At 52.2% G+C, this 26,425-nt stretch carries 21 protein-coding genes; 12 read left to right on the forward strand and 9 right to left on the reverse strand.

Annotated features, from left to right (window positions below; genetic code table 11):
- Window positions 1-344 precede the first annotated feature (344 nt).
- The 3 genes from ACYU8Y_RS26550 to ACYU8Y_RS26560 all read left to right on the forward strand — a co-directional run bounded on the left by ACYU8Y_RS26550 (window position 345) and on the right by ACYU8Y_RS26560 (window position 3,290).
- Window positions 345-821: a response regulator gene (locus tag ACYU8Y_RS26550; RefSeq protein WP_460941240.1), complete on the forward strand. Its 477-nt coding sequence runs from the start codon at window positions 345-347 to the stop codon at window positions 819-821.
- A 252-nt stretch (window positions 822-1,073) separates the two neighbouring features.
- Window positions 1,074-2,210, forward strand: a complete 1,137-nt coding sequence (locus tag ACYU8Y_RS26555) for a redoxin domain-containing protein (protein ID WP_460941242.1) — start codon at window positions 1,074-1,076, stop codon at window positions 2,208-2,210.
- 12 nt (window positions 2,211-2,222) lie between these two features.
- Window positions 2,223-3,290, forward strand: a complete 1,068-nt coding sequence (locus ACYU8Y_RS26560) for a PLP-dependent cysteine synthase family protein (protein ID WP_460941243.1) — start codon at window positions 2,223-2,225, stop codon at window positions 3,288-3,290.
- Window positions 3,291-3,610: 320 nt separating this feature from the next.
- Here ACYU8Y_RS26560 and ACYU8Y_RS26565 read toward each other — a convergent pair whose 3' ends face one another.
- Window positions 3,611-5,086 carry a M48 family metalloprotease gene (locus tag ACYU8Y_RS26565; protein ID WP_460941244.1) on the reverse strand — a complete coding sequence of 492 codons (1,476 nt, stop codon included), beginning with the start codon at window positions 5,084-5,086 and terminating at the stop codon, window positions 3,611-3,613.
- A 321-nt stretch (window positions 5,087-5,407) separates the two neighbouring features.
- Between ACYU8Y_RS26565 and ACYU8Y_RS26570 the strand changes: the two genes are divergently transcribed.
- From ACYU8Y_RS26570 to ACYU8Y_RS26595, 6 genes are all read left to right on the forward strand, one after another.
- The gene (locus ACYU8Y_RS26570) at window positions 5,408-5,947 is read left to right on the forward strand and encodes a hypothetical protein (protein ID WP_460941245.1); all 540 of its coding nucleotides are present in this window, start codon (window positions 5,408-5,410) and stop codon (window positions 5,945-5,947) included.
- A gap of 353 nt (window positions 5,948-6,300) precedes the next feature.
- A complete protein-coding gene (locus ACYU8Y_RS26575) occupies window positions 6,301-6,876 on the forward strand; it encodes a carboxymuconolactone decarboxylase family protein (RefSeq protein WP_460941246.1) in 576 nt (191 codons plus the stop codon).
- A gap of 96 nt (window positions 6,877-6,972) precedes the next feature.
- On the forward strand, window positions 6,973-9,753 hold the full coding sequence (locus ACYU8Y_RS26580) for a TonB-dependent receptor (RefSeq protein ID WP_460941247.1): 2,781 nt from the start codon (window positions 6,973-6,975) through the stop codon (window positions 9,751-9,753).
- A 68-nt stretch (window positions 9,754-9,821) separates the two neighbouring features.
- Complete coding sequence (locus tag ACYU8Y_RS26585) at window positions 9,822-11,045, forward strand: MFS transporter (RefSeq protein ID WP_460941248.1); 1,224 nt, start codon at window positions 9,822-9,824, stop codon at window positions 11,043-11,045.
- 77 nt (window positions 11,046-11,122) lie between these two features.
- Entirely contained in the window at window positions 11,123-11,677 is a 555-nt protein-coding gene (locus tag ACYU8Y_RS26590; protein ID WP_460941249.1) for a carboxymuconolactone decarboxylase family protein, read from the forward strand.
- 15 nt (window positions 11,678-11,692) lie between these two features.
- Window positions 11,693-12,268, forward strand: coding sequence for a carboxymuconolactone decarboxylase family protein (locus ACYU8Y_RS26595; protein WP_460941250.1), 576 nt, complete (start codon window positions 11,693-11,695; stop codon window positions 12,266-12,268).
- 273 nt (window positions 12,269-12,541) lie between these two features.
- On the opposite strand, the gene ACYU8Y_RS26600 is transcribed toward ACYU8Y_RS26595, so the two are convergent.
- On the reverse strand, window positions 12,542-12,940 hold the full coding sequence (locus ACYU8Y_RS26600; protein ID WP_460941251.1) for a hypothetical protein: 399 nt from the start codon (window positions 12,938-12,940) through the stop codon (window positions 12,542-12,544).
- A 259-nt stretch (window positions 12,941-13,199) separates the two neighbouring features.
- Between ACYU8Y_RS26600 and ACYU8Y_RS26605 the strand changes: the two genes are divergently transcribed.
- The gene (locus tag ACYU8Y_RS26605; RefSeq protein WP_460941252.1) at window positions 13,200-14,804 is read left to right on the forward strand and encodes a DUF1800 domain-containing protein; all 1,605 of its coding nucleotides are present in this window, start codon (window positions 13,200-13,202) and stop codon (window positions 14,802-14,804) included.
- 109 nt (window positions 14,805-14,913) lie between these two features.
- Entirely contained in the window at window positions 14,914-16,200 is a 1,287-nt protein-coding gene (locus tag ACYU8Y_RS26610; RefSeq protein ID WP_460941253.1) for a DUF1501 domain-containing protein, read from the forward strand.
- A gap of 17 nt (window positions 16,201-16,217) precedes the next feature.
- Here ACYU8Y_RS26610 and ACYU8Y_RS26615 read toward each other — a convergent pair whose 3' ends face one another.
- The 7 genes from ACYU8Y_RS26615 to ACYU8Y_RS26645 form a co-directional block, all read right to left on the reverse strand.
- Window positions 16,218-17,021: a mycofactocin-coupled SDR family oxidoreductase gene (locus ACYU8Y_RS26615; RefSeq protein WP_460941254.1), complete on the reverse strand. Its 804-nt coding sequence runs from the start codon at window positions 17,019-17,021 to the stop codon at window positions 16,218-16,220.
- Window positions 17,022-17,024: 3 nt separating this feature from the next.
- Entirely contained in the window at window positions 17,025-17,573 is a 549-nt protein-coding gene (locus ACYU8Y_RS26620) for a carboxymuconolactone decarboxylase family protein (protein ID WP_460941255.1), read from the reverse strand.
- Window positions 17,574-17,746: 173 nt separating this feature from the next.
- The gene (locus ACYU8Y_RS26625) at window positions 17,747-18,949 is read right to left on the reverse strand and encodes a methionine aminotransferase (protein ID WP_460941256.1); all 1,203 of its coding nucleotides are present in this window, start codon (window positions 18,947-18,949) and stop codon (window positions 17,747-17,749) included.
- 36 nt (window positions 18,950-18,985) lie between these two features.
- Window positions 18,986-19,945 (reverse strand): DUF1684 domain-containing protein, encoded by a 960-nt coding sequence (locus tag ACYU8Y_RS26630; protein WP_460941257.1) that lies wholly within the window; start codon window positions 19,943-19,945, stop codon window positions 18,986-18,988.
- Complete coding sequence (locus ACYU8Y_RS26635; RefSeq protein WP_460941258.1) at window positions 19,932-20,555, reverse strand: redoxin domain-containing protein; 624 nt, start codon at window positions 20,553-20,555, stop codon at window positions 19,932-19,934. Before ACYU8Y_RS26635 ends, ACYU8Y_RS26630 begins: the two co-directional genes overlap by 14 nt.
- A 71-nt stretch (window positions 20,556-20,626) precedes the next feature.
- A complete protein-coding gene (locus ACYU8Y_RS26640) occupies window positions 20,627-21,853 on the reverse strand; it encodes a sterol desaturase family protein (RefSeq protein WP_460941259.1) in 1,227 nt (408 codons plus the stop codon).
- A 36-nt stretch (window positions 21,854-21,889) separates the two neighbouring features.
- Window positions 21,890-22,711, reverse strand: coding sequence for a phytanoyl-CoA dioxygenase family protein (locus ACYU8Y_RS26645; RefSeq protein ID WP_460941261.1), 822 nt, complete (start codon window positions 22,709-22,711; stop codon window positions 21,890-21,892).
- 484 nt (window positions 22,712-23,195) lie between these two features.
- On the opposite strand from ACYU8Y_RS26645, the gene ACYU8Y_RS26650 reads away from it, so the two are divergent.
- The gene (locus ACYU8Y_RS26650; RefSeq protein WP_460941262.1) at window positions 23,196-26,417 is read left to right on the forward strand and encodes a SusC/RagA family TonB-linked outer membrane protein; all 3,222 of its coding nucleotides are present in this window, start codon (window positions 23,196-23,198) and stop codon (window positions 26,415-26,417) included.
- The last annotated feature ends 8 nt before the right edge of the window (window positions 26,418-26,425 follow it).

The raw sequence follows: 26,425 nt of genomic DNA on the forward strand, positions 1-26,425 counted from the left end.
TGCTAAGCCGCTCCACGGTGTTATGGCCCTAAGGATATTCGGTCCACGAATAAGTTCACCTCTCAGAATCCTGCACTGAAATACTTATGCATGGCACCCTTTGGTGCGCTAGAGTAACCCAGCGTGGCTGAATCATGCCGAGGATTCTATTAATACGGCTGACTCTACAGGCAAAAAAATACAAAAACATATTTTTTGCTGGCGTCCTGACTCAGGACATCCGTAAAGCGACTACACTTTATATCCTATTTTTCTATACCTAACGCCCACCCATAATCTATGTGGTGGCTACTTAAGCTTATTCTTAACTATCAATTAACGAACGATTTAACACGCTCTAGCGTATGGCTATCACTACTAACCCAAAACGTCGAAAGGCGAACCGAACGCCGATCTTAGTCGTAGAGAATAACGCCGATCACTGGCTCATCATTCGCTCGGCACTGGCTCAGTGCTTCCCCGAAGTAGAACCAATCTGGATGAATCATGGCACCCAAACGTTGTCTTACCTGGACAAGTGTTCGTCTGACAGCAATAGATTACCCCGACTCATTTTGCTGGAGCCTTATTTACCCAGTCAGGAAGACGGCTGGGCCCTGCTAAAATCAATAAAAGCACACCCGCAATACCAGCATATTCCGGTTATTACCCTGAGTCACTCTCGGGATTATAAAGACATTGTAAAGTCGTACAGCTTCAGTGTGGCCGCTTACATCACCAAACCCACAGTTTACAATAAATGGCTCTCGTGTTTTTATACGCTACGGCGCTATTGGTGGGAACTGGCCGTTCTGCCCGCACCGGCTTTATTACCCGATTAAGCGCTCCAGATTTGACAGCGTACCAAATGGAGCCGGTTTTTTAAATTTGACTCGACTCAAGTCTATTTTCTTGAGAAAGTCAATTCTTCCACCCGCGTTCTGCTTATCCAGGCGACCTACAAATGAGTATACATGACACCCGCTGATCGGTGTCATGTATACTCATTTGCGTCTAAAATAGCCTGTACTCATAGCTTAACCTACCTTTTTCTGCTATGTTTGAGCAATACAACCAGCGAAAAAACCACCTCTATGAAATATCGTATTCTGACGGCGCTGCTCATAACGCCTTCGCTGCTTTGGGCACAAGGCGGTTCCTTTATTCTGAACGGGAAAGCATTGGTTTACAAAGCGCCAGCCAAAGCGTACCTGCGCTACATGGAAAACGGCACGGCAAAAATGGACTCGACTCCAATCAGGAACGGCCTGTTTTCATTCAAAGGGACCCTCGAAAATCCAGTACAGGCGACTTTACTGGTCGATAAACAGGGGAAAGGATTCAGCCGGAGCCGACCCATGGCCGTTACGACGCTCTATCTGGAGCCGGGTACAGTTACCGTAACCAGTGCCGATTCGCTCGACAATGCCGTTGCGAGCGGTACCCCGCTGAATGCCGATCATCAGAAGCTGAACGCGATGCTGAAGCCTACTACCGACAAAATGGCCCAGCTCATGAAAGAATACCGGGCCTTGAGGCCAGAGCAACAAAAGTCGAAAGAGCTTGAAGAAGCCCTCGACAAGCGTTACGAAACCATCGAAGCCGACCAGAAGAAAATTCGGGCACAGTATATCAAGGAAAATCCATCCACGCTGGTTAGTCTGGACGCCTTGCAGCGCTACTCGTACACACCAGAATACGCCGAAGTAGGTCCCCTGTTTGACGGCTTGTCGGATAAACTTAAAAACAGCAAGGCCGGTCAGGACTATGCCAAACTACTGGCCTCGATCAAAGCAACGTCAATCGGATCCATGGCACCCGACTTCACCCAGGCCGATACCTCGGGCAAGAACGTCGCGTTGAGCAGTTTCCACGGCAAATACGTCCTGGTTGACTTCTGGGCAAGCTGGTGCGGTCCCTGCCGGGCCGAAAACCCGAATGTGGTGAAGAATTTCCAGCAGTATAAAGACAAGAATTTCACCGTTCTGGGTGTTTCGCTGGATCGGCCGAATGCCAAAGAAGCCTGGTTAAGAGCCATCCACAAAGATGGGCTGGACTGGACCCAGGTGTCGGACCTGAAATTCTGGGACAACGAAGTCGCCAAACAGTACGGTATTCGGTCTATTCCCCAGAATTTTCTGATTGGTCCCGACGGGAAGATCGTGGCCAAAAACGTTCGGGGCGAGGAACTGGGCAAAAAGTTAGCGGAAATTCTGGAGGCCAAACCCTGATCATCAACCGGCATGACGTCACCTACCGAACCAGCCATAAAACCGGCTATTCAGGAAAAATTTGAACACCTCTGGCATTTGGTCGGCAATACGCCTATGCTGGAGTTATTTTATACCGATCGGGGCCAGCCACGCTCGCTCTATGTGAAGTGCGAGCACTACAACCTGACCGGCAGTATGAAAGACCGGATGGCGTTGCACGTGCTGCATCAGGCCTATCGGGAAGGAAACATTCAGCCGGGCGACCGCATCGTTGAAGCCACCAGCGGCAGTTCGGGCATTGCGTTCTCGGCGGTAGGCCGGGCGCTGGGGCATCCTGTTACGATCATTATGCCAGCCGGTATCAGCCAGGAGCGTATCGACATTATCCGGAGCCTGGGGGCCGATATTGTCTTATTTACCAAAGAGGAGGGCGGTTTTATGGGTGCCATCCGGCGGTCGGAAGAACTGGCCGCCAGCGATCCACACGTGTTTTTGCCCCGTCAGTTTGCCAACAAGTACAATGCCGACGCCCACCGCCTGACAACGGGCAAAGAAATCTGGCTGCAACTCCAGGGCGTCGACATTACTCCCGATGCGTTCGTGGCGGGGGTTGGCACCGGCGGCACGGTGATGGGCGTAGGCCGCTACCTCAAATCCCGCAAACCCGACATTCGTATTCACCCGCTCGAACCCGCCGAATCGCCAACGCTGTCGGTGGGCTACAAGACGGGAACGCATCGGATTCAGGGCTTTTTCGACGAATTCATCCCGGATATTCTGAAACTAGACGAACTGGATCACGTTGTACAAGCCAACGACGGCGATTCAATCCTGATCGCGCAGAAGCTGGCTCTCCAGCTGGGCGTAGCGGTGGGTATCTCATCGGGGGCCAACCTGATCGGGGCCATCAATCTTCAGCGCGAACTAGGCCCCGACGCTCGTGTGGTAACCATTCTCTGCGATAGTAACAAAAAATACCTGAGCACGGACCTGGTGCGGGAAGAGCCCATTAAGCCGGGCTATGTAGCTCCGGAAATTGACTTCACCGACTACCGGCCCATCAGCCGACTGTTGGTCGGCCGACCGGGTGTTTTCTGAAAGCAGTTAGACCAATAGTTCAGAGCAGTGCATTTTCAATACCGTCGCCTATCCTCATTCGGCTTTACAGCATCGAATGAGGATAGGCGACGGATTCACGTCACTACCAGAATTACGCTAGCGATCAGCCTCTTTAAGTACAAACGCGCGTTCAGGAGCATGACTGTCATGCAGGGCAAATTCGCCTGGCGTCAGATACGTAAACGCTTTAAAATCGCGTACCATGTTAATTGTAGTATCCCAGTTCCAGCGTAATGCTTAACCAATCTTTACCGGGCTGAACATTACTGATTTTCATGGCCTTATCGAAGCGGACAATCTTACCGGCTGATTACTTTAACCAAAGCACCCTTTGTTACGCGATCATCAGCTTTAAGACCATTCAGCACGCCAGTCTCTTCTACCCGATTGGCCGGTACGCCTAACGCCATTATTACTTCACGAAACGAACCATCGCGGGGAGAGGCTTTCACAAAGACACGCTCGGCTTTGCGATTGAGTTTGTCGGGATCAGAAAGCGAGCGGAAGTTTTCGGCAACCTGCTTGAATGTACCGAAACTGCTGTTAAAATCGGTGGCGGCAGCCAAGCCATGCAGCGCATAAACGGCGTTATTGTACTGGATCAGCCAGGTGCCAATCTGAAGAGCCGTTTTAGGATCTTGTGCCTGTTGCTGACCTTGCTGCTGTTGGGTCTGTTGCCGCGAAATGAGTACGTAGGCCGGATTTCCGTTTATCGTGGTTTTACTGTTCTCCAGAACGTTCAGGCTTAATTCTTTTACCAGATTCTGGGCCGCTTCGTCCAGCGAATTTCCTTTTGCCAGCATCAGGATCATCGCGGATTTACCATCTTTCCCCGCCATCTGAAACTGGCTTGGCGAATTCTGAGCCTGCCAGTTGTTGGGTACGGGGAATTGAAAACGTAACTCAGGATGATAGAAATAGCCATTTTCAACAAATCCCTGCTTAGGGTCCTCGCCATACACAATTCCGTTGATCAGCCGCAGATACGGGTCGCGATCTACGCGGTAAGCCGCCGGATGCTTAGCCTGATAGTCTTTTGCCAGCTCGTGCACGCGCGTGAAACGGTTCCCCGGATCAGGGTGAGTTGACATAAACTGCGGTACGGCCTGGCCTGAATTGTCGGAAAGGCGTTTAAGCGTTCCGAAAAAATCCGCCATCTGGTGCGCATCGTAGCCAATTTTACTGGAATATTCTACCCCCAGGTTGTCGGATTCCGATTCGTGGTCCCGGCTGTACTTTAACGACAGAAGGCCTATTCCCTGCTGAAGTGCTTCGATATTCTGACCAACAACCTGAGGAGCCAGCACGGCTCCCCCAATCAGCGCAATTGTACTCAGCAACTGACTTTTCTGGGAGCGTGCCGCGTGCTTGGCCGTAATATGACCGATCTCGTGGCCCAGTACCCCGGCAAACTCCGCTTCATTGTTGAAGTGAGCCAAAATACCGCGCGTGAAATAAACGTAGCCGCCTGGCACGGCGAAGGCATTCACGATCGGGGAGTCGACAATGTAGAATTGGTAAGGAAGATCAGGCCGGTGGGAAACCTTGGCCATCGCTTTCCCTTTTTCGTTCATAAAAGCCTGCAGATTCTTGTCTTCATATAAACCCATCGTGGCAATAACCGATGGGTGAGATTCTTTGCCGATGGCAATTTCCTGCTCAGTTGACATCATGCTTATTTCGCGCTTGCCGGTAACCGGATTGCGGGCGCAGGCAAATACAACCAGAAATGTACAGGCGATAACGAGTTGTCTGCAGTAGGTGTGTGTATACATGGTGGACTATAAAATAACGTGTAGCGTACCGTTACACCTGAAAAAGTCAGGTATATCTTTATTAAACCTAGTATAAACAGCAAAAAGCCCTTCATTTGTTTAATGTATTTTTAATATCGCTGTTGTTTGAGCCCGGCTTACTACAGGATAATCGACGCACGGCTTACCAAAAACGGGTAAAACAGCCAATGACAAGGTCTTTTAAGAAATGACCCGGACACTGGAGTTACCCCGAACCCATTTGGACGGCTGTTGAGCATACCCGTAGTTTTGTTTAAATTTTAGTATTATTATTGGAAAATTTTTACCTGCGACATTCGTGTGAAGAAGGCAATATCGATCGGTTTGTTTGGCTTACTCCTGCATCACATCCTGGCCTATGTGCTGGTGTGCGTAGGTACCTGGTGGCAGGCCGAACACGATCTTTCTCAACGCCTGCAGGTATATCGCTCCGTCGATAGCATCGTCGAATTTCAGATTCCTCTCAAAGACAAGCCCGATACCAGTGCCATCACCCGCACGACATCGGATGGCTTTACATATCGAGGTCAGTACTATTCAGTCATCAGCCTGAATGTTCAGGGTGATACGCTGTACATTGCCGGCTTTCAAACGGAGAGCGATTCGTTCTGGCACAGTGACCTGCTATCGTTTATGCAGAAGCACGTGACCGGTGCAGGCGACCCGTCTGGTAAAGCAAATTCATTACTAAAATTTTTGCTGAAAGAGTACTCAACGACCCCACGGGTTGCCTTCTGTTTTCAATCGCCCCGTTGGTACAGCGACATTCGGATTCCCGAAAAGCCGTTTCTTCTCTATCAATTAGCCTTGCGGGTTTCCTCTCCACCGCCCGAAATCTAACGTGGATCTTCTGTTCGTTGTCTACTATCCAAATCAGTTGCTATCCGGTTTCTGAACGTATTGTCGTACCTGCACTGGTAGCGACAGGTTCGGTGTGAACTAACCCCTGTAGCAGCCGCGAGTCTCGCTGCCGCCAACGCGTGTTGCCATACTCACCCGACAACGAACAGCTTCATTCCCTGGCTACCCCTTCTCCACAACGCTGCTCAACGAGAGCGATTCCTGAAATCGCTCTGAGCTTTCCCTAAACGCTGTCCAGGTGTTCAGGAACGGTGTATCATTCTAATAACGAACACGTTAGTCACCGCTACCGGACGTAGCGATCGTGACTAACCTCAACATTGACTTACATCATGCCTCATATTCCTCTACCGAACCATTTGCCGGGTATCACGGGCCTGCTCGAATACCGGCTCGATACGGCCATGCCCATTCGTGAACTGACTCAGTTATTATTACGGGGTGAATCGACGCTAACCCAGGGCGAACGCGAGCTGATTGCCGCTCTGGTGTCATCGCGCAACAGGACTAATTTTTGCAACGCTGCCCACACAAAAGCCGCCGATCTACTGCTAGGTGAAGATAAAACAGCGTCTGCCGTAAAAGCTGATATCGAAACGGCGCCTGTCAGCGAAAAGATGAAAGCACTACTCCAAATTGCCGCCCTGACGCAACAATCCGGCCGTGCCGTTTCATCGGAGGCCATCGCCCGCGCTCAGGCGGCTGGTGCCACCGACCGCGAAATTCACGATACCGTGCTGATAACCGGGCTGTTTTGTCTCTACAACAAATACGTCGATGGTCTGGCAACCGTAACACCCACCGATCCGGCCTACTACGACACGCTCGGCGACCGCATTGTGAACCGGGGCTACAACCGCCCACCTGGCGGTTACCCAGCACCGTCGGCAACACCAACCAACTCATAATCAAACCAATAGTTAGCATCCCTATCCCCTCCGGCACGCCTAGTGCAGGCCGAAGAGGGACAGGACTGCGTAAACGTCTCTAAGCATTTTCAACTCATGAACATAAAAAAGCACGCCTTGCTGTACGCATGGTTCTGGCTCATTAGTACCATCACGCTGGCGCAATCGGTAAACGTAACCGGCTCGGTTATAGACCCCCTTACGCATAAGCCCTTGGCGGGTGTAAGCATTATGGCCAAAGGTCAACCGACAGGTACCGTCACGGATAATGACGGCTTCTTCCGCTTGTCTGTCTCTCGAAAAGGACCGCTTACACTTCATCTCTCGATGGTTGGTTATGAGCCACAAACGGTTTCAGTACCCAATACCAATGCTCCGCTTACGATTCAGTTAAATCCGGCCACCAGCGAGTTGGACGAAGTGGTGGTGGGTGCTTCCCGCGTTGAAGAGCGATTAGTCAGGGCCCCGGTTACGATTGAGAAAATGGATGCCCGCAGCATTCGCGAAACGCCATCCGCTACGTTCTACGAAGGTATCAACAACCTGAAGGGCGTGGATATGGTGACGAGTGGGCTCACCTATCGGCAAATCAACACGCGGGGTTTTGCCAGTACGGGCAACAGCCGGTTTCTACAACTCATCGACGGCGTAGACAACCAACCCGCCGGATTCGGCTTTTCGGTTGGCAATATGTTTGGTCTGAGCGACTTAGATGCCGAAAGCGTAGAGCTTGTGCCCGGTGCGGCTTCGGCATTGTATGGCCCGGCGGCTTTCAACGGCGCGTTACTGATGACCAGCAAAGACCCATTTACATATCAGGGGTTGAGTGTTCAGGCCAAAGTAGGCGTCAATCACTTCAACGACCCCAATACAGGCGCGGCCATTTATAACGACCATGCCATTCGCTACGCCAAAGCGTTCGGCAATCGCTTTGCGTTTAAGCTGAATGCATCCTATATGCAGGGGCTCGATTGGTTTGCCACCGATTATACCGACGTAAATCAGTCTACGCCATCGGAGCAGCGTGGTGCGCAGAATCCGGCCCGCAACGGACTCAATATTTACGGCGATGAGGTGGTCAGAACGCTGACGGGCGCAGGGCAAGTGTCGCGGACGGGGTATCTGGAGAAAGACCTGACCGATTATACGGTCTACAGCCTGAAACTGAACGGGGCGCTTCACTATCGAATTACGCCGAAGCTGGAAGCCATTTACGCCATCAATTACGCCAAAGGGACCGCCAACTATACGGGCTCTAACCGCTTCTCGGTCAATGGCTTTTCGCTTACGCAGCACCGGCTGGAGTTGCGCGGGAAGCAATTTTTTGTCCGCTGGTACAGCAATGCCGAAGACTCGCACGATTCGTATAACACCCGCTCGCTGGGGCAACAGATCAACCGAACGTGGGTGCGCGATCTGAACGGTACCGTCGTGACGCCCGATAAAGCGGACGATACGTGGTTCAGCCGGTACGCGGCAGCCTATAGCGGTACCATCCCGAACGTGAGCGGTAACGACCAAACAGCCGCCCGTACCTTCGCCGATCAGGGTCGATTGTTGCCCGGCACGGCCGAATACGAAGCCCAGAAAAACCGCCTGACGGCTATTCAGGGCTCGGCGGGTGCAGGGATTCTGAGCCAGACCAGCATGTGGCATGCCGACGGTCAGTATAACCTGACGTCGGCGCTCAACAACGTGGCGGATGTACTCGTTGGCGGTAATTTCCGGCAGTACAGTCTATTTACCAACGGTACGCTTTTCGACGATAAGGGCGGCCGGATTCTCTACCACGAGTACGGGGCATTTGCCCAAATCAGCAAAGCATTTCTGGCCGACAAACTAAAACTAACGGTCTCGGGTCGGTACGATAAAAACCAGAACTTTGCGGGTTATTTCACGCCCCGTGCCTCGGCGGTCTACTCGGCAACTGACCGGCACCATTTCCGGGCGAGTTACCAGACCGGCTTCCGTAACCCCACCCCGTCCGATCAGTTCATCAAACTCACTGTAGGTCCTACCGTCACGATTTTGGGCGGTGCACCCAGCAACAGCGCAGGTATGAACGTGTATGAGAATTCGTACACAGCCGCGAGCGCCAATCAGTTTGGAGCCGGTTTCGGAGCCGATGTAAACAAAGTAGGACCGCAACAGGCCTTACTGAATAACAAAGACAAGTTGCAGAAATCGAATGTGCCGTACATCGCCCCGGAACGAGTCAATAGTTTTGAAGTGGGTTACCGAGGTCTGCTCAGCAGCAACCTGTCGGTCGATGCCAATTATTATTACGGCGTTTATACCAACTTCATTCTCAATTCCGTCGTATTACGTACGGAAAACCCGGTACTGGGCTCGGATGGCAAGCCGAACCCAGCAGCTGCGCAGGAAATTCTGAACGGCAAGGCGCATGTATTCCAGCTGTACACCAACGCCCCCGACAAGGTATCGGCACAAGGAGCCACGCTGGGTCTGACGTATCGAACACCAGGTGGCTACCAGATCGGGACTAATGGTACGTGGTCGGCGTTCAACATTCGGAACGCCGACCCCAACAACGTAGCGGCTTTCAATACGCCCCGGTTCAAAACCAACGTAACGCTGGGGCACCGCAACATCGCACCGAACATTGGCTTCAACGTCGCCTGGCACTGGCAGGAAAGTTTCGACTGGGTGAGTTCGTTCAACGCACTCATTCCCGGACGCGTACCGGCGTATCACCTGCTCGATGCCCAGGTCAATTATCGGGTTCCATCGGTAAAAACCGTCGTGAAGCTCGGCGCGACTAACCTGACGAATCAGTATGTCGTGCAGGCCTATGGGTCTCCGGCGGTGGGCGGACTCTACTATGTATCAATCGTATTTGACCAGGGACTTAAATAAAAAGTGAATGAGTGAATGAGCGCATAGGATATGGTCTTCGCTCTTTCGCTCATTCACGCTTTCGCTATATGGAAACAATCATAACCAAACCCGAAACGTTACAGGCCAACTGGTTCGCCTTTGGGCTATGCGCGCTGTCGTATCTGCTGGGCGGAACGGCCTCTACGCTCATGGCAACGTTCCTGCCGGTTGCCATACCGGAGTTGCTGGGCCAATCGGTTTCCGCTACTCAGCTTGGCGACATCGGGGCCTACATCAGTGCGGCCTTTTTGTACGGCTGGATGGCCGGTGGGCTTGTATTTGGCCTGATCGGGGATCGGATGGGCCGGGCGCGGGCCGTTGCCTTCGTTACATTCCTCTACGGGGCGGCCATGCTGTGTACCGTTTTTGCACCGACCTGGCCGTTGCTGCTCCTCTGCCGATTTCTGACGGGTGCGGGGGTAGGTGGCGTGTTGTTGCTGACAACGGTTTATCTATCGGAAATCTGGCCTGAGAAAAATCGGGCGGTGGTGCTGGGCATTCTGGCCGTTATGTTTCCCGTAGGCATTGTGGCAACTGGCGGGCTTAATGCCGGGCTGGTTCTGTGGCGGCAGGCATTCTGGCTGGGGCTGATTCCGGTGTTGGTCGCCCTGCTGATGCTGGCCCGCCTGCCCGAATCGGCCCATTGGGCGCGGCTGCGCCACCAACCGAATCCCGAAAAAGCCTGGACGCCATCCGACCGGACCAATCTGCTGACGGGCGTCGTAATTTTTGGCGCCGTCCTGATCGGATTATGGGGTACATTTTCCTGGATTCCGACCTGGGTACAATCGCTGCTGCCTGCGGGCCAGACGGGTGGTCGTGAACGAGGGCTGACCATGATGCTGCTCGGTATGGGTGGCATTGCAGGCGGCCTGTTGTCGGGCGTTTTGATAGGCCGACTCGGTTCGCGAACGACGCTGCTGTTAACCTTCGCGGGCTGTGCCGGCGGCTGTGCGCTGCTGTTTCTATCGAACCGTCAGTTCTCGCCGGTTATTTATGCCGAAACCGCCTTCGTCGCCTTGTTTTTTGGCATCAGTCAGGGGGCACTGTCAAGTATTATCCCCGCCTTATTTTCCGTTCGTATCCGCGCCACGGCGGCTGGTATCAGCTTCAACATCGGCCGTTTCTTTACGGCGACGGCGGTGTTTTTTGTTGGTATGCTGGTCGCGGGACTAGGTGGTTTCGGGAATGCGCTACTGGTATTTTCCGTCGCGTTTCTGGTCGCCTGGCTCGCTGTTTTTATCCGATACAAGCCCGCTTCTCATTCATAAGAATCCGACGCTGCATGGGTACTCCCGACCACGCAGCATCTAATCAAACTTTTTCTCGCTAAACAGATCTTTCACAAATGGCTCACATTCAGCTTAACAACGATGCGCCCGGTATCCGCAGTCTGGTTATCTACCGACCCGATACGGGCAAACCCCTTTATGAACTGGCTCAGGCGCTGCTTCGGGCGGGTTCGCCCGACAGTACGCTTTCTGACGCTGAACGCGAACTGATTGCCGCGTTTGTGTCAGGCCAGAACCAGACGGATTTTTGCATGAACAGCCACGCGGCTGCTTCGCGCTATCTTTTTGGCGAACAGGCTGACCTTGTAGACCAAGCGCTGCAAAGCCTCGAAACAGCGTCTATCTCGCCTAAACTTCGGGCCTTGCTCACCATTGCCCAGCGCGTAACGACCGATGCCCTCACCGTGACGGACGATGTGGTAGCAACCGCCCGACACGAAGGCGCTACCGATGGCGATATTCATGATACGGTACTCATTGCGGCTTCGTTTTCGATGTATAATCGCTACGTGGATGGCCTGGCCACGCTAACCCCCGACGACCCGGCCGCCTACGCAGCCATGGGGGAACGCATGGGAACGCTGGGCTATGTATTACCTAAACCGAACTAAAACCAACCCAATCCGATGCCTCATATCGATTTTTTGCCCGGACTGCCGGGTATTCGCGGCCCCATGGCGTTCAGCCCCGAGACGGCCCGCCCTCTCAATGATCTCGTTAATGTATTGCTTCGCGCGAATGCAAGCCACCCCGAATCAACACTCCATGAAGGGGAACGCGAACTAATCGCCACGTATGTATCGGCCCGCAACAACTGTTTTTTCTGCCAGACCATTCATGGCGCGGTAGCCAGCCATCTTCTGGACGATACCGACTGGTCACTGGTACAATCGGTGAAGCAGGACTATACCCATGCTGCCATTTCGGATAAGTTGAAAGCGTTGCTGACCATTGCTGGCAGTGTGCAGCGTGGTGGAAAACACGTGACTGCCGAGCAAATTGAAAAGGCCAGAACCGAAGGCGCTACCGACCGTGATATTCACGACACGGTGTTGATTGCAGCCGCGTTCTGCATGTTCAACCGATACGTCGATGGCCTGGATACCTGGGCTCCTGAAAGTCCGGATTTATACCGCTACCGGGCACAGAAAGTAGCCGAATATGGCTACACCCATGAAGATCATTATCTGCCACCGGCCTGACTAGCCTGCAGTTATCATTAGAATAACTTGCTGACAGGCAGTGTTTTTGCCCTATGCAAATCTTGGTGGTGTCGGGTTCTTAAACCCGACAGGCGAGGTTTCTCAAAACCTCGTGCTGCCTGCTAGTCGATCAACGAGGTTTTAAGAAACCTCCCGAGTCAGGTTTAAGAACCTGACTTCACGGAACTTCACCGAATCAACAGGATAATGACCAGTGCAAAAGCCGTCCCTGACTAATCAGGGACGGCTTTTTTGTGATTCCGATATACTCTGTTAGTTGATCGCAACCAGACGAACGGGTGCTTCGGGCTGTTTGGTTGCCAACGTTACTTGGTGTTTGGTCGTTTCGACTCCGTTCGTAATTTCTATGACATATACGCCGTCAGGTAATTCGTTTACATCCAGGCGACTACGGTAGATCTTTTCATTTTTACCAAGATGCTGACTGTAATAAATCTTACCATCCGCGCCTTTGAGCATAACGTCGACTGGCCCCCCTTTTTCTTTATCAAGGCCAATGTTAAGCTTACCATCGACCGATGTGTAAATGCCCGCCTTATAGGCAGCCACTGTTGATGGGCGAGAGCCGGGTTTTCCTTCGGCAAAGGAAGCAACTGATGTAAGAACACCCAGTGACAGGGCAACGACAAATGTTTTGACAAGCGTTTTCATATTTGTATGGTTTTATTTTTTGGGAGTAAATGCTAGTCGGGTTATTCTCGATTGGTGAAACAAAGATATAGGCCACAGACAGTACTATGCATTACAAACTAGCGGAACGGTTTATTGACATGATGAGTGGAAAAAAACATATCTGACTGAGCAAACGGCGCAGGCCGCTTTAGTTAAACTTCTATTAAAAGTGAGCTAGTTACGATCTGTTCGTGTTAAATAGGGCCTGTAAAGCTATTTCCTATACCAAATGAATCGTATGGAAACCACCACAATGGCCGTTCAGCTCGCCCCTTTGGCTACTAAATGGGGCGATGAAGACGTGAAGCACCTGCTGAAGCGTACTACATTCGGGGCCAGGCCCGAGGATGTGGCCCATCTGCGTACGCTCTCTATCCGCAAAGCACTCAACGAACTGCTCTCCGACGAACCAGCTCCCCCCCCACCCGTCAACAATTACAACGACGATAAATACACCGACGACGAGATTCAGCCCGGCGAAACCTGGACGACATCCATCAATTATGATGGCATGAACAACGGTCGTCGAAAAAACTCGTTCAAAGCCTGGTGGCTGGGGTTGATGGTGAACCAGAACTGCAGCCTGCGCGAGAAAATGGTAGTCTTTTGGCATAACCATTTCGTTACGGAGACCAATATGGTTGATAACGCGCTCATGTGTTACCGCCATAATGCCCTGTTGCGCCAGCACGCACTGGGCAATTTTAAGGAGTTGGTCAAGGCCATTACCAAAGATCCGGCCATGCTTAAATACCTGAATGGTACGGCCAGCAACAAAAAAGCCCCCGACGAAAACTACGGACGCGAATTACAGGAGCTATTTACGGTGGGCAAAGGCCCCGGCTCGCATTACACAGAAGCTGATGTGAAAGAAGCCGCCAAAGTGCTAACCGGCTTTCGGAATGATACGACCACCTACGTCAGCCTCTTCGATCCGGGTCGGCATGACAGCAGCGACAAAACCTTTTCGCCTTTCTACGGGAATACCCTTATCAAAGGGCGACGCGGACCAGCAGGCGAAGAGGAATTAGACGATTTGCTCACGATGATTTTTGCGCAGGAAGAGGTAGCGCGGTTTATCTGCCGAAAGCTCTATCGCTTTTTTGTTTACCACCAGATCGACGCCGATACCGAAGCCAACGTCATCACGCCCCTGGCGGCTGTTTTCCGGACCAATAAGTACGAGATCAAACCGGTGTTGCGCGAGCTATTCGGAAGCCGTCATTTTTTTGAGGCCAACAACCGCGGGGCGATCATCAAAAGTCCACTCGACTACACCGTAGGCCTCTGCCGGGAGTTTGGCGTTGCCTTCCCCGATTCGACGAGCTACGTGGACCAGTATGCCCTCTGGCTGGCGGTCCAGAATCAGACGTCGGCGATGCAGCAGAACATCGGTGATCCGCCAAACGTGGCGGGTTGGCCTGCCTACTATCAGGAACCCATGTTCGACAAGATCTGGGTCAACTCCGACACACTCCCTAAGCGCAATGTCTTTTCGGACGGTATGACAACGGGTAGCATTGGCCGTAACGGCAAAAAATTACTCATCGATGTCGTTGCCTACACCCAGGCGCTGCCCAACCCCGCCGACCCAGTCGCCCTGATCGACGATGCCGTTCGGCGACTGTATATGCTGGAACTGCCCGATAAAGACAAGGAGTACATTAAAACCAGCATTTTACTCTCGGGTTTGCAGGATATGAAGTCAGACCATTACTGGACGCAAGCCTGGCAAAACCTAACGGCTAAACCCGACGATACGGTCAACAAAACGAACGTGACCCGCAAACTGAAGAGTTTGTACAAGTACCTCATGAACTTACCCCAGTATCAACTTACTTAACGGCGAAAGAGCGAATGAGTGAAAGAGCGATAATTACCAATTCCGGTTTCATTCTTTCACTTTTTCCCTACCGCACTCATTCACTCTTTCGCTCTTTCACTCTTTGCCTATGCAACGTCGAGACTTCCTGAAAAATACGGCTATTACCGGCCTGGTACTGCCCCAGTTTCTGAATGGGTTTTCCGTAAAAGCGATGGCGCAAACGTCGTTGATACCCATTAGTGGTCATGATCTGACGAATGATCGGGTACTGGTACTGATCCAGTTGAACGGCGGCAACGACGGACTCAACACCGTTGTTCCAATCGATCAGTATGGCGCTTATCAGGCTGCCAGGCCCAACATTGCGCTACCACAGAACAAAATTCTAAAACTGCCCGGCACCGACGCAACAGGACTACACCCGGCTTTGGCGGGGATTCAGCAACTGGTCAATGATGGCAAAGCGGGGATTATTCAGGCCGTGAGCTACCCAAAGCCAAACTTCTCGCACTTTCGGGCTACCGACATCTGGATGACTGGCTCCGACGCGGATAAGGTACTGACTACGGGCTGGGCGGGCCGTTACCTGAACGATTTATTCCCGGGCTTCCCGGATAAATATCCCAACGAAACCATGCCCGATCCGCTGGCTATTCAGGTTGGGTCGGTGGTGGCATCGGCTTTCCAGGGTCCTTCGTTTACAATGGGGCTGGCGATTAGTAACCCCGGCAACTTTTATAATCTGATCGAGGACAAAACCGATGCAACGAGCAATACGCGCTGGGGCGAACAGCTGGCCTACCTCGAAAAAGTAGCGCAGAAAACCGACCAGTATGCCGGGGTCATCAAGAAGGCCGCGCTGAGCATCACCAAACAATCCGACAAGTATCCGGCACCGGGTAAGAACCCCCTCGCCGATCAGTTAAAAATCGTTGCCCGGCTGGTGGCGGGTGGCCTTCGGACAAAAGTATACCTGGTAAGTACCGGCAGTTTCGACACGCACGCCAAACAGGCCGAACCCGATGACACCACGACGGGTGTTCATGCACAGTTGCTGAGTCGGGTAGGCGAAGCCGTTAGCGCATTTATGGATGATCTAAAGGGGCTGAACGTAGCGGACCGGGTCATGGGCATGACCTTTTCAGAATTTGGTCGGCGAATAAAATCCAATGCCAGTGGTGGCACGGATCATGGCGCAGCCGCCCCGGTTTTTTTCTTTGGCAATGCCGTTAAAGCAGGCATCATCGGCACCAATCCACAGCTACCGGCCAACGCCACCGTAAACGACAACATTGCCATGCAGCACGATTTCCGGTCAGTTTACGCCACCGTACTACAGCAATGGCTCAACCTCCCGCCCGACGATGTGCAGAAGGTGCTGATGGGGCAGTTTCCCCTATTGCCAATGGTATAGCGCGGCAGGGCTGCGAATCAACGCGTTAGTAGGCCCGCATCCAGCACAAACTGTGAACCGGTTACGTAGCGGGACTTATCCGATACCAGAAACAGCACCATCGCCGAAACATCTTCCGGTTCTACCCAGGGTACGGGCAGCAGGTTCCCCGCCGAACGTTCGGCAATTTCCTGTGTCGTGGTGCCTTCCAGTTCAGCCAGTCCATCGTTCATCGGCGTATTAACGCCCGTCGGGTGAATCGAGTTGACCCGGATAGTATACGGAGCCAGTTCAATGGCCCACGACTTCGTCAGGCCGACCAGGCCCCATTTCGAAGCGGCATAATGGCTTAGCCGGTTCATACCGCGAAGCCCGGCAATGGATGAATTATTGATGATAACGCCCGATTTCTGCTCCATCATGACCGGGATCACGCGCCGGGCCACCAGCCAGGCGCCTTTCAGATTAATATCGATTATGGCATCCCATTCATCTTCAGGTAATTCATGAACGAGACCATACGCACAGATGCCCGCATTGTTAAACAATATATCAATACGGCCAAAACGCGTCATGGCAACATCAACAGCCCGTTTGATATCTTCATCGCGCCGGACATCGCCCTGAGCTGTCAGGCAGGAACTACCCAGGGATTCTACCTCACGGATTAGTGAATCCAGCTCGCTTTCGGAGCCGAGTGCATAACCGGGATATGCCAATGGTTTGGCCAGATCGAAGGCGACAATCTGGGCACCTTCCTTGGCTAGTGCCAGAGCCACGGCCCGCCCCTGTCCATGAGCAGCTCCGGTAATAAACGCGACTTTGCCTTGTAATTCAGCCATTGGCTACGGTTGAGTTTGGTTGGTTAAGGGCAAATACGGATAGAGATATTCATCAATAGTCACATCCAGCACGTTGTTGAACACATTAGTGGCAATCATCTGTCCTGCAAATGCCACCAGCACCACAATCTGCTGATCGGTGTAGCGGTCGGCAATGGGCGTATACAGTTCATCCGAAATTTCGCCTTTATGCTGGGCAATGGCGCTGCCGAAATCAACGAGTGTCTGCTCGGGTGCCGTTAGCTGAAGGTCTTCGGGGCGTTCACCATTGTCGATAATGATACGCCGGAAAAAGGTTGTGCACAGCGGGCAGTTCGACCCTTCCGAAATAGCATGTGCAAACAGATACGCCTGTCGATCACCCACAATTTTCTTTACCTCTTCGTACAACGGGTACCAGTACATGTACACCTGAAAAGCCAGCAACGAGCGGCCCAGCGTGGCTTTCATATTGGTGATGCGGCTACCAGGGTAATCCGTAACGTGAGCCTTAAAAGCTGCGTCGATAGCAGGCGTCGCTTCAATGGCAGGCAGGGGCGTAATACGAGGCATGGCTGGTTAATACTGGGGTTGTGGTTCGTTATCTGGTTTGGGACTGGCTAAGCCGGTGTGCATCATTCCATAATTGATTTCTTCCGGGTCTTTCCGTGGTCCGTGAGGATCGGAGCGCCGACCGCACCACAGAGACGATCAAGTTACCATTCCGGCGGTCTGTACGAGAACACTCACAATTTACTCAACCGATCGGCGGCTTCCTGCAAAACGTCGTCGTCTTTGGCAAAACAGAAGCGCAGAACGTTGTAGTCGTTTTTCTGGTGGTAAAACACGGATACGGGAATGGAGGCTACACCAATCTCGTTGGTAAGCCTTACGGCCAGCTCGTAGTCGGGCTCGCGGGTAATGGCCGCGTACGAAACGGTTTGAAAAAAACTACCCTCGGCCGGTTTGATCGTGAATCGTGAACCACGTAAACCATCCAGAAACAGATCGCGCTTACGCTGATAGAAAGCGGATAATTGCTGATAGTGCGCTGGCTGTTTCAGGTAATCGGCCAGGGCGTATTGAATGGGCGTGACCGTACTAAATGTCAGGTATTGGTGAATTTTACGAAACTCGACGCTGAGATTTTTCGGGGCCAGGCAATAGCCTATTTTCCAGCCGGTAATGTGATACGTTTTTCCAAATGAACCAACCACGAACGTGCGCTCCTGCAACACCGGATGCATCATGAGTGACTGGTGAGTCCGCCCATCGAACAGAATGTGTTCGTACACTTCGTCGCTCACAATCCAGATGGCACGATCGGCTATTAGCTCCGCGAGTTGGTTCAGGTCGTCAGTTGTCCAGACGTGGCCCGTTGGATTGTGGGGCGTATTGACTAAAATAAGCCTTGTCTTGTCCGTAATCTTCGCCCGCACAACCTGCCAATCGATGGCGTAATCCGGCGAATCCACGCCGGGCGTGGATTCGTCGGATGGGGTGAGCGTCACATAAACAGGAGTACCACCGTTGAGTTCGATGGCGGGCACATAACTATCGTAAGCGGGTTCAAAGACCAGCACTTCATCGCCGGGGCGCACCACGGCTGCCACAGCCGCAAAGATTGCCTCCGTCGCACCCGACGTAACGGTCACTTCCGTTTCCGGATCATAGGCGACCCCGTATTGTTCAAACGTTTTCTGGGCCAGGGCTTCGCGCAGGGCGGGCACGCCGGTCATGGGCGCATACTGGTTGAAGCCTTTCCGCATATACTGCTCGACCAGCGACACCAACTCGGGCGAGCAGTCGAAACCGGGGAAGCCCTGCGACAAGTTGATGGCACCCGTTTCTGCCGCCAGTTTAGACATAACGGTAAAAATCGTTGTGCCTACGTTTGGTAGTTTAGTGGTAAGCCTGGCTCCTGTCCTCTCTAATTTTTGTGTACTCATTCTGACCTGGTTTACATTCTTTCACCGCCGAGTCTGTCAATGATCACCATAACGCTTTTCGCCAGCGGTTACAGCCAGCGCCAGCTTGTTTTGTTTGGGTGGTATCGGGCAGGTGGCGTAGGGAGTAAACGCGCAGGGCGGGTTAATGGCCTGATTAAAATCAAGGGTAACTAGTCCTTTTTCCGTCCCGGAACCGGCACTTCCACTACCAGAGACGGGTTTATCGGCGTACAGGAACCGGCCTGAACCGTAGGTTTCGTGCGCGTTTGTGTTATCGCCGAAGAGAATAAACAGCTTTTCTCCTTCGCCAACGGCATCCAACCGGTACGTTTTCCCCGCCCGTTCAAAAACCAGCGTACCCGCCAGCGGCTGTTGCGAGGTGATGCCCAGTACGTCAATGATCGGGATCGTTTTCGGTGAAGACGGCGCGTCGAAACGCGCTTTCACCCGCCAGCTTTCATCAACCGGGTAGCGGTCAATAGCCTGAAACTCTTTCAGATAAGGGCTTTCTAAATCCCGTAGCCGAACCCCGTATTTATCGCCCCGCTTGATGATGAACCATCGTAACGAGCCATTGGCCAGCACTGTTGGCTTCGTATCCGGCGCAAAAATAACGAGCGGTTCAACAACAGGCTTGCCATCGGCAAGTACCGTTTTAGCCGCATCTGGTACAAAACGCACGTTGCCTTTTTCGAGGTAGAGCGTGCCCAGATCGGCGGGGGCGTCGGTAGCCGGGAAAGCTAGATCGAAATCGGTGCCACGGCCAAGCGAGTTCTTACCCTCGTTGAGCCAAAATAACCCGGCAAGGTTGAGCCAGCCCGTTTCACTTTTAAGGGACTTCACCCGACTCTGGTGCCACTCGTCGATCTGTGCTTTGTAGGAGGGACCATCAGCGTGTTTCCAACCTACGGACACGGCCATTGCTAAAAACCACATGCCAAAAAAGCACCGTGAATAGCCATTGAGTGGCCCTACTGTTTGCTTAATGTGTTGCATAATGAACAGGCTTAAGGTTCTCAATTACGGAAGAAATCGCTTCCGAGTCGAGGGTACGATCAAAGTTTTCGTCCAGAAAATGGTAGGCAATCCGCCGATCCTGACCAATTACGTACAAGGCAGGCGTAAAGGCATCTTCCGAAATACCCGACACGCGCTCCCAGACAGGATAATCTTCGCTGTAAACGCCAAACCGCTGCGCCACCGTCGATTCAGCATCGTAGGCGACCCGAAAATCCAGGCTACCCACCTGACGCGCCAGAATACTGGGCGATTCGTTGGAAAATACAACCAATTCGGCATCAACGGCCAGCAATGTCTGATTGAGCCGAATGAGCGAATTCAGGTAGGGCCGCGCGTATCGGCCCCAGCAAGGGCAGTAAAAACTGACCACCAGAGGGCGCTCATCGACCAGGTCGAGCAGAGACGTTTCGCCACCCGATAATTTCTGGCCAAAAACCGATGCCCGCCAGTCATTCGGTGCGCCGGACAGGCTGAAAAAAGGAGCCAGATCGCCCGTTTTTAGTGGATTGACCGGAACCGTTTTCAAGCGCTGCTGTGTGCTTACCGTACGGATATCGCCCAGTTCATTTTGAAATTCGAGAGTCATAGTTATTTCTGTTTACTGGTTTTTATAGTCAATTGGCCACTAGCCTGTTTTTGGGCAGACGGGGAGCGTGGTTAGTGCACACCATACACTAATTGGAAGTAGCGTTTCTGAACGAGTGAAAAATAGGCCCAGATCGACAAGCTGCCGATATACCCCAGAACAATTAGCATGGGATCACCCAGCGTGGCATACAGCGCCAGCCACAGAACCGCCAGTCGGCCAAATTCCAGGTACAGCACCCAGCGACGTTGCTCCAGCAAAGCGCCACAGTTGATTACTGTCAGCAGAATGAACAAGCTGGTCAGTAGTTGTAGAGAAGCCGGTACCGACCGCTCGATTAGCAGAAAAACGAACAGAATAGCGAGTATGCCAGCCAACTGTCCGCTCACATAACCCCGAAACCGACGACTGCTGTTATGTACCGCCGAGCGTCCCGCAGCATCCGCCGATAAAAACTGTTGTTCCAGCTTTTCCCGAATAGCCGGATCGACGGTATCGGGCCGGCCAAACAGCACGGCTGCTTTCGCACGCAGATCAGGAGTTCGTCGCATCGCTACGACTACTTCGAGCAATCCATGAAAATGCTGCCACAAAAAACTGTGACTGTCGAGCTGTCTCGTCAGCCCATAGACGGGTTCCTCCTTTTCTTCGGCAAACGTACCAAACAGTTTATCCCAGATAATGAACATGTCGCCGTAGTTCTTGTCCAGGTATTGCGGGTTACTGGCATGATGCACCCGGTGGTGCGAAGGCGTCACGAACACGTATTCGAGCCAGCCCAACTTGCCAACGGTACGGGTGTGAATGAAGAACGGATATAGCCCGTGAATCAGCAGCACCCCCGTAATCATCTCAGCCGGGAAGCCGACAATGGGCAGAATGGCCCAAAAGCCTGTACGCACTACCGCCTGAAATACCGTAATGCGAGCCGAAACGGTGTAGTTAAACTCTTCGCTTTGGTGATGTACGACATGCACAGCCCAGAATATGTTGATTTCGTGAGCCAACCGATGATACCAGTACCAGATAAAATCGGTCGCGATCAGCAAGGCAAGCCAACCCCAGACGCTAGCCCGAATATCGAGTAAGGCATAGTGCCGATGCAAGTACTCGTAGACGAAGTAGAACGCGCCCGTCGTAAATGTGTCCAGCAACCGTTCGGCAATGCCGACGTTGAGATTAGCCACCGAACTATTGAACCGGAAATAGGATTTACCCTGCCGTTTCGCCACCAGATATTCCAACCCCATGAAGAACAGAAACAACGGAACCGCAAGAGCCAGCCAATTATACTGCATACCGGAACGATGGAAATTGAGTTGACAAAAGTGAGTTTACCGAAGAATTTTAGCGCCTAGCCGGTGATAAAACGGCGTTTTGCTAGCCGCATTTTTAGGCTGGTAGTCGCCCGTAACCAGCGGGATATACATGACCCGACGACGGCTCTCGGCCCCAACATTCGGCGACTGCTCAACCCGATGCCACAAACTACCGTTGTGAATGGTCAGGTCACCCGCTTCAATATCAAAGCCAACTTCGCGGGGATCGGGCCGGTGGTCGATAAACTGACGTTTACGGAACAGCGTCAGCAGCGTGTTTTGCTTATGCGTACCGGGCAATACACGCAGCCCTCCATTGCTCATCGGGCAGTCGTCCAGGTGCAGTCCTACGTTAAGCATCGGCCGGATACGTTGCCCGAGAAACAGGTCACGCGGACTATCGGTATGCCAGCCCATACGCGAAAAGTTACTTTCGGGCGTGCGGACATAGTGGTTGACAACCAGGCCATCTTTTTCCTCTTCACCAATGCGGCCGCTGTAGGGCTGCAGGAGACTGGTAAGGCCTTTCAGGCGTTCATCCTGCAAAAATTCATGCAATACGGGGCTGAAAAGCGACGTAAACGCAAAACGTTGAACGATACGTTGGCCATTTTCATCACGGCCGTATTTGATCGGGATACCATTGATTTTATCAACATCTTCGGCAATCCAGGCCGCTTCTACACGCTGCAATTCCCGCAGGAACGTTTGCACTACGTCACGACTGACGAAGTTTTTGATATGTAGAAACCCATTTTTTTCAAAGAAAGCCGTTTCCTCCGCGCTTAGGGTTTGTACAGGAAGAACAGAAGCCAAATTACCAGATAATGCTACCATTGGATTGAACGTTAGTGTCGTTTAAATTGATTTGCTCTTATTTTCTATTTACTATACAGATTAAGTATAGTAAAGTTGTTAATAAAAAAGTAAACAATCGTTTACCGTAAAAAAATGACGTTAACTGGGCCTATTGGGACTTGAGCAGGCGAAGAGACTTCACTCAACAACAACACATACCCATCATCATCAGCGCTAGCTGATTGACTACCGGACGGGCTACTGAGCGCAGATTGGCTGGTTGTTGGTCAAATTTCATAAGCTGACGGGCTACGTCGACGAATAGCCGCTTAGTTTGATGGGCAAAGGTGGATAATGATTTTTCTTTTTCCAAATTTTCAGGGGATGATTTGAAATCTCTGGTTCTCACGATAGCCATTTAAAGTAGATACAGCAATTACCGCACTTTGGGGTTAGTATTACTATAGGAAGATATTTTTGCATTTATCTGAATACATGAACTCAAAACCAATTTGTCAATTCTATGAAACGTACTCTACGGACAAGGCTTAGTGCCGCTCTGGTAGGCATTTGGGCTACCTTTCTAATCAGTCAGGCAGCTTTTGCACAAGATCACCGACTTACGGGCCGGGTGCTGTCCGGAAAAGACCAGCAACCCATACCGGGCGTAAACATCTTAGTCAGAAATACCCAGTTGGGTACAACTACAGATGGGAATGGGAATTTTACACTGAACGTTCCCGCCAAGGCTACGCTGGTCTTCAGTGCCATTGGGTATGCTGGCAATACCGTCGAAGTAGGCAGTCAAACCCAGCTCACGGTGACGCTTCAGGAAGCCGAGCAAAGCCTGGGCGAAGTCGTTGTGACAGCGTTGGGCATCAAGAAAGAAGCCAAACGCCTGGGGTACGCCACGGCCATTGTGAATCCCGAGCAAGTAACCACGAACCGGTCCGTTAACTTTATAAATGCGCTACAGGGTAAAATTGCCGGGGTTAATATATCCAGCCTCGGTACCGGGGCCGCCGGTACGAGTAAAATTCGTATTCGGGGCCAATCGTCCTTCTCCGGTCAGAACACCCCGTTGATCGTCATCAATGGCGTCCCTGTCGATAACACCAACTTCGGCCAGAACAACGGGAATACGGGTAGCGATAACTCTATCGGCAGCCGCGACCGTAACTACTCGGACGGAGGTGACGGCCTGTCTTCTATTAATCCCGACGATATTGAAGGAATGACGGTTCTGAAAGGTGGTACGGCGGCTGCTTTATATGGCTCGCGGGCAAAAGACGGGGCTATTCTGATTACGACCAAAACGAAAGGATTAAGTCAGGGAATCGGCGTTACATATAACATGAACTACACCAGCGATCATCCGCTGGATTATACCGATTATCAGTATGAATACGGTCAGGGAGAGTATGGCGTTCGGCCAACAGCACCCAACCCAACCTCGGGCGTCTGGAGCTTCGGGGAGAAGTTTGCCGGGCAGACGCAGGTATTGTTTGGGGGTATAACGGTACCTTACACACCGGTACGGAATCGAATCAACGCGTTTTACCGCGATGGGTCAACGATGACCAACTCGGTTGCGGTTTCATCTGGTAACGAGAAAGGTGGCTTCAACCTGTCCATCTCCAACCTGGATAACAAGGGCATTACCCGCAACAACTCGTTCAATCGCAAAACCATCAACCTGGGTTTCAGCTACAACCTATCGTCGAGGCTAACCGTAACCGGTACGATGAATTACTCGAACGAGTACAACAAAAACCCGCCCCAGATCGCTCAGCAGGACAACAGTACGCCAACCGTACTTTACACACTGGCCAACTCCATGCCGCTCGACCTGCTGGAAGCCAACCAGATCAACCCGGCCACTGGCAATGAGTTCATTTATTCGCGGTTTATGAACCGGACAAACCCTTATTTCGTCCTCAACAACAAATTTGAGAATATCCGCCGGGATCGTCTGTTCGGTAATATATCCGCCCGCTACAACGTGACCGACTGGCTCTATATTCAGGGCCGGGTAGGACAGGATTACTGGTCGCGCGATCAGGATTACAACTTCCCTACCGGTCAGGCATCCCTGGCGGCCGCTCCAGCCGGTTTTGTTAACGGGGCCTATGTGCAGGAAGCCCGTCGATTCCGCGAAGTCAATACCGACTTCCTGATTGGTGCTAACCGCAAGTTCGGCGTTCTTGGCATCGACCTGACCCTGGGCGGTAACCAGCTTTATCGCCGGTCTGATCTGAACAGCGTTCTGGCTACCGACTTTGTTGTCCGGGGTCTGTATACGCCACAGAATGGCCGGGTAAAAGATCCGCAGTACAGCCTGAGCGAACGGAAAGTAAACTCATTATACGCAGCCGCTGAATTCTCGTTCAAAGACGTCCTCTTCCTGAACGGAACCATTCGGAACGATTGGTTCTCGACGCTGTCTCCGGCAAACCGCAGTATTTTATATCCGTCGGTAACGGGTAGCTTCGTTTTTTCACAGGCCTTCAATAAATTGCCCTCCTGGCTGAATTTTGGTAAGTTCCGGGCTGCGTATGCCGAAGTGGGGAGTGATGGCGATGTAGGCCCGTATTCGAACAACCTATTCTACGCGGTCAATGCGAACCTCTTCCCGAACCCTGCCGGTAATGGCCAGCCACTGGGCTATATCACGTCCAATACGGTTCCCAGCACTACACTCAAACCAAGTCGCGTAGCCGAAACAGAATTAGGGTTGGAATTGAAGCTGTTCAACAACCGAGTGGGCCTGGATGTAGCGGTTTATAACAAGATCACCAGCGACCAGATCGTTGCCAAGCAATCTTCTGATGCGTCTGGCTACACGAGTTCACTCATCAACAGTGGCCAAAGCCGCAACCGGGGCATTGAAGTCTTACTGAACCTGTCACCCATACGGACCAAGGATTTCTTCTGGGACATTACCCTGAACGGTTCATACAATAAGACCAAGCTGCTCAAGTTAGTGACCGATGATGATGGCACCCCAGGTAAAGATTACAACAACGATAAATTGCCCGAGCAAATCGTAGTGGGTACGGGCATCTACGTCGGTGAACTGCGGCAGGTAGTCGGTCAGGAGTTAGGCCAGTTGTATACATACGGCTATAAGCGCGATGCACAGGGGCAACTGATCAATGGCAGTGATGGTCTTCCGGTGAGAACGGATTCGCCTATTTCGTTCGGTTCGGCCCTACCCAGGTATATTGGTGGTGTTACCAACAGTTTCAATTACAGAGGCATAACCTTATCTTTTCTGATCGACTTTAAGTTGGGTGGAAAAATGATATCAGGTACCAACCTGAACGCTTTCCGGCATGGTTTGCAGAAAGAAACACTGGTCGGTCGTGGTGAGGCAGACAACAAAATGGTCGGACCCGGTGTCAACGAAAAAGGGGAAGCCAATAATGTGCGCGCGTTCGTGCAGGACTATTATTCGGTGGGTCGCTCCAAGAGCCTGGGCGAGCAGATACTGTACGATGCTGGCTTATGGAAGCTGCGTCAGATCAGCCTGGGCTACGATTTCGGTAAGCTCCTGCCCAAAACCCTGTTCATTAAAGGCGTACGCCTGAGCGCTGTAGCGAACAATGTGGCCATCATTAAAAAATGGGTACCCAATATCGACCCCGAACAGTTTGGCTTCAGCTCGGATAACCTGATTGGTTTGGAATCGACGGGCTTACCTACCACGCGCAGTGTGGGCTTTAACCTGAATGTTAAATTCTAAACGAGTTA

Source organism: Spirosoma humi (genome assembly GCF_054776575.1).

Excerpts from the sequence above, each read along its gene's own strand:
- ACYU8Y_RS26585 (WP_460941248.1), top strand. The coding sequence starts at position 9,822 with ATGGAAACAATCATAACCAAACCCGAAACGTTACAGGCCAACTGGTTC.
- ACYU8Y_RS26620 (WP_460941255.1), bottom strand. The coding sequence starts at position 17,573 with ATGCCTCGTATTACGCCCCTGCCTGCCATTGAAGCGACGCCTGCTATC.
- ACYU8Y_RS26650 (WP_460941262.1), top strand. The coding sequence starts at position 23,196 with ATGAAACGTACTCTACGGACAAGGCTTAGTGCCGCTCTGGTAGGCATT.
- ACYU8Y_RS26635 (WP_460941258.1), bottom strand. The coding sequence starts at position 20,555 with ATGACTCTCGAATTTCAAAATGAACTGGGCGATATCCGTACGGTAAGC.
- ACYU8Y_RS26575 (WP_460941246.1), top strand. The coding sequence starts at position 6,301 with ATGCCTCATATTCCTCTACCGAACCATTTGCCGGGTATCACGGGCCTG.
- ACYU8Y_RS26580 (WP_460941247.1), top strand. The coding sequence starts at position 6,973 with ATGAACATAAAAAAGCACGCCTTGCTGTACGCATGGTTCTGGCTCATT.
- ACYU8Y_RS26630 (WP_460941257.1), bottom strand. The coding sequence starts at position 19,945 with ATGCAACACATTAAGCAAACAGTAGGGCCACTCAATGGCTATTCACGG.
- ACYU8Y_RS26550 (WP_460941240.1), top strand. The coding sequence starts at position 345 with ATGGCTATCACTACTAACCCAAAACGTCGAAAGGCGAACCGAACGCCG.
- ACYU8Y_RS26640 (WP_460941259.1), bottom strand. The coding sequence starts at position 21,853 with ATGCAGTATAATTGGCTGGCTCTTGCGGTTCCGTTGTTTCTGTTCTTC.
- ACYU8Y_RS26590 (WP_460941249.1), top strand. The coding sequence starts at position 11,123 with ATGGCTCACATTCAGCTTAACAACGATGCGCCCGGTATCCGCAGTCTG.
- ACYU8Y_RS26565 (WP_460941244.1), bottom strand. The coding sequence starts at position 5,086 with ATGTATACACACACCTACTGCAGACAACTCGTTATCGCCTGTACATTT.
- ACYU8Y_RS26600 (WP_460941251.1), bottom strand. The coding sequence starts at position 12,940 with ATGAAAACGCTTGTCAAAACATTTGTCGTTGCCCTGTCACTGGGTGTT.
- ACYU8Y_RS26645 (WP_460941261.1), bottom strand. The coding sequence starts at position 22,711 with ATGGTAGCATTATCTGGTAATTTGGCTTCTGTTCTTCCTGTACAAACC.
- ACYU8Y_RS26605 (WP_460941252.1), top strand. The coding sequence starts at position 13,200 with ATGGAAACCACCACAATGGCCGTTCAGCTCGCCCCTTTGGCTACTAAA.
- ACYU8Y_RS26555 (WP_460941242.1), top strand. The coding sequence starts at position 1,074 with ATGAAATATCGTATTCTGACGGCGCTGCTCATAACGCCTTCGCTGCTT.
- ACYU8Y_RS26610 (WP_460941253.1), top strand. The coding sequence starts at position 14,914 with ATGCAACGTCGAGACTTCCTGAAAAATACGGCTATTACCGGCCTGGTA.
- ACYU8Y_RS26595 (WP_460941250.1), top strand. The coding sequence starts at position 11,693 with ATGCCTCATATCGATTTTTTGCCCGGACTGCCGGGTATTCGCGGCCCC.
- ACYU8Y_RS26625 (WP_460941256.1), bottom strand. The coding sequence starts at position 18,949 with ATGAGTACACAAAAATTAGAGAGGACAGGAGCCAGGCTTACCACTAAA.
- ACYU8Y_RS26560 (WP_460941243.1), top strand. The coding sequence starts at position 2,223 with ATGACGTCACCTACCGAACCAGCCATAAAACCGGCTATTCAGGAAAAA.
- ACYU8Y_RS26615 (WP_460941254.1), bottom strand. The coding sequence starts at position 17,021 with ATGGCTGAATTACAAGGCAAAGTCGCGTTTATTACCGGAGCTGCTCAT.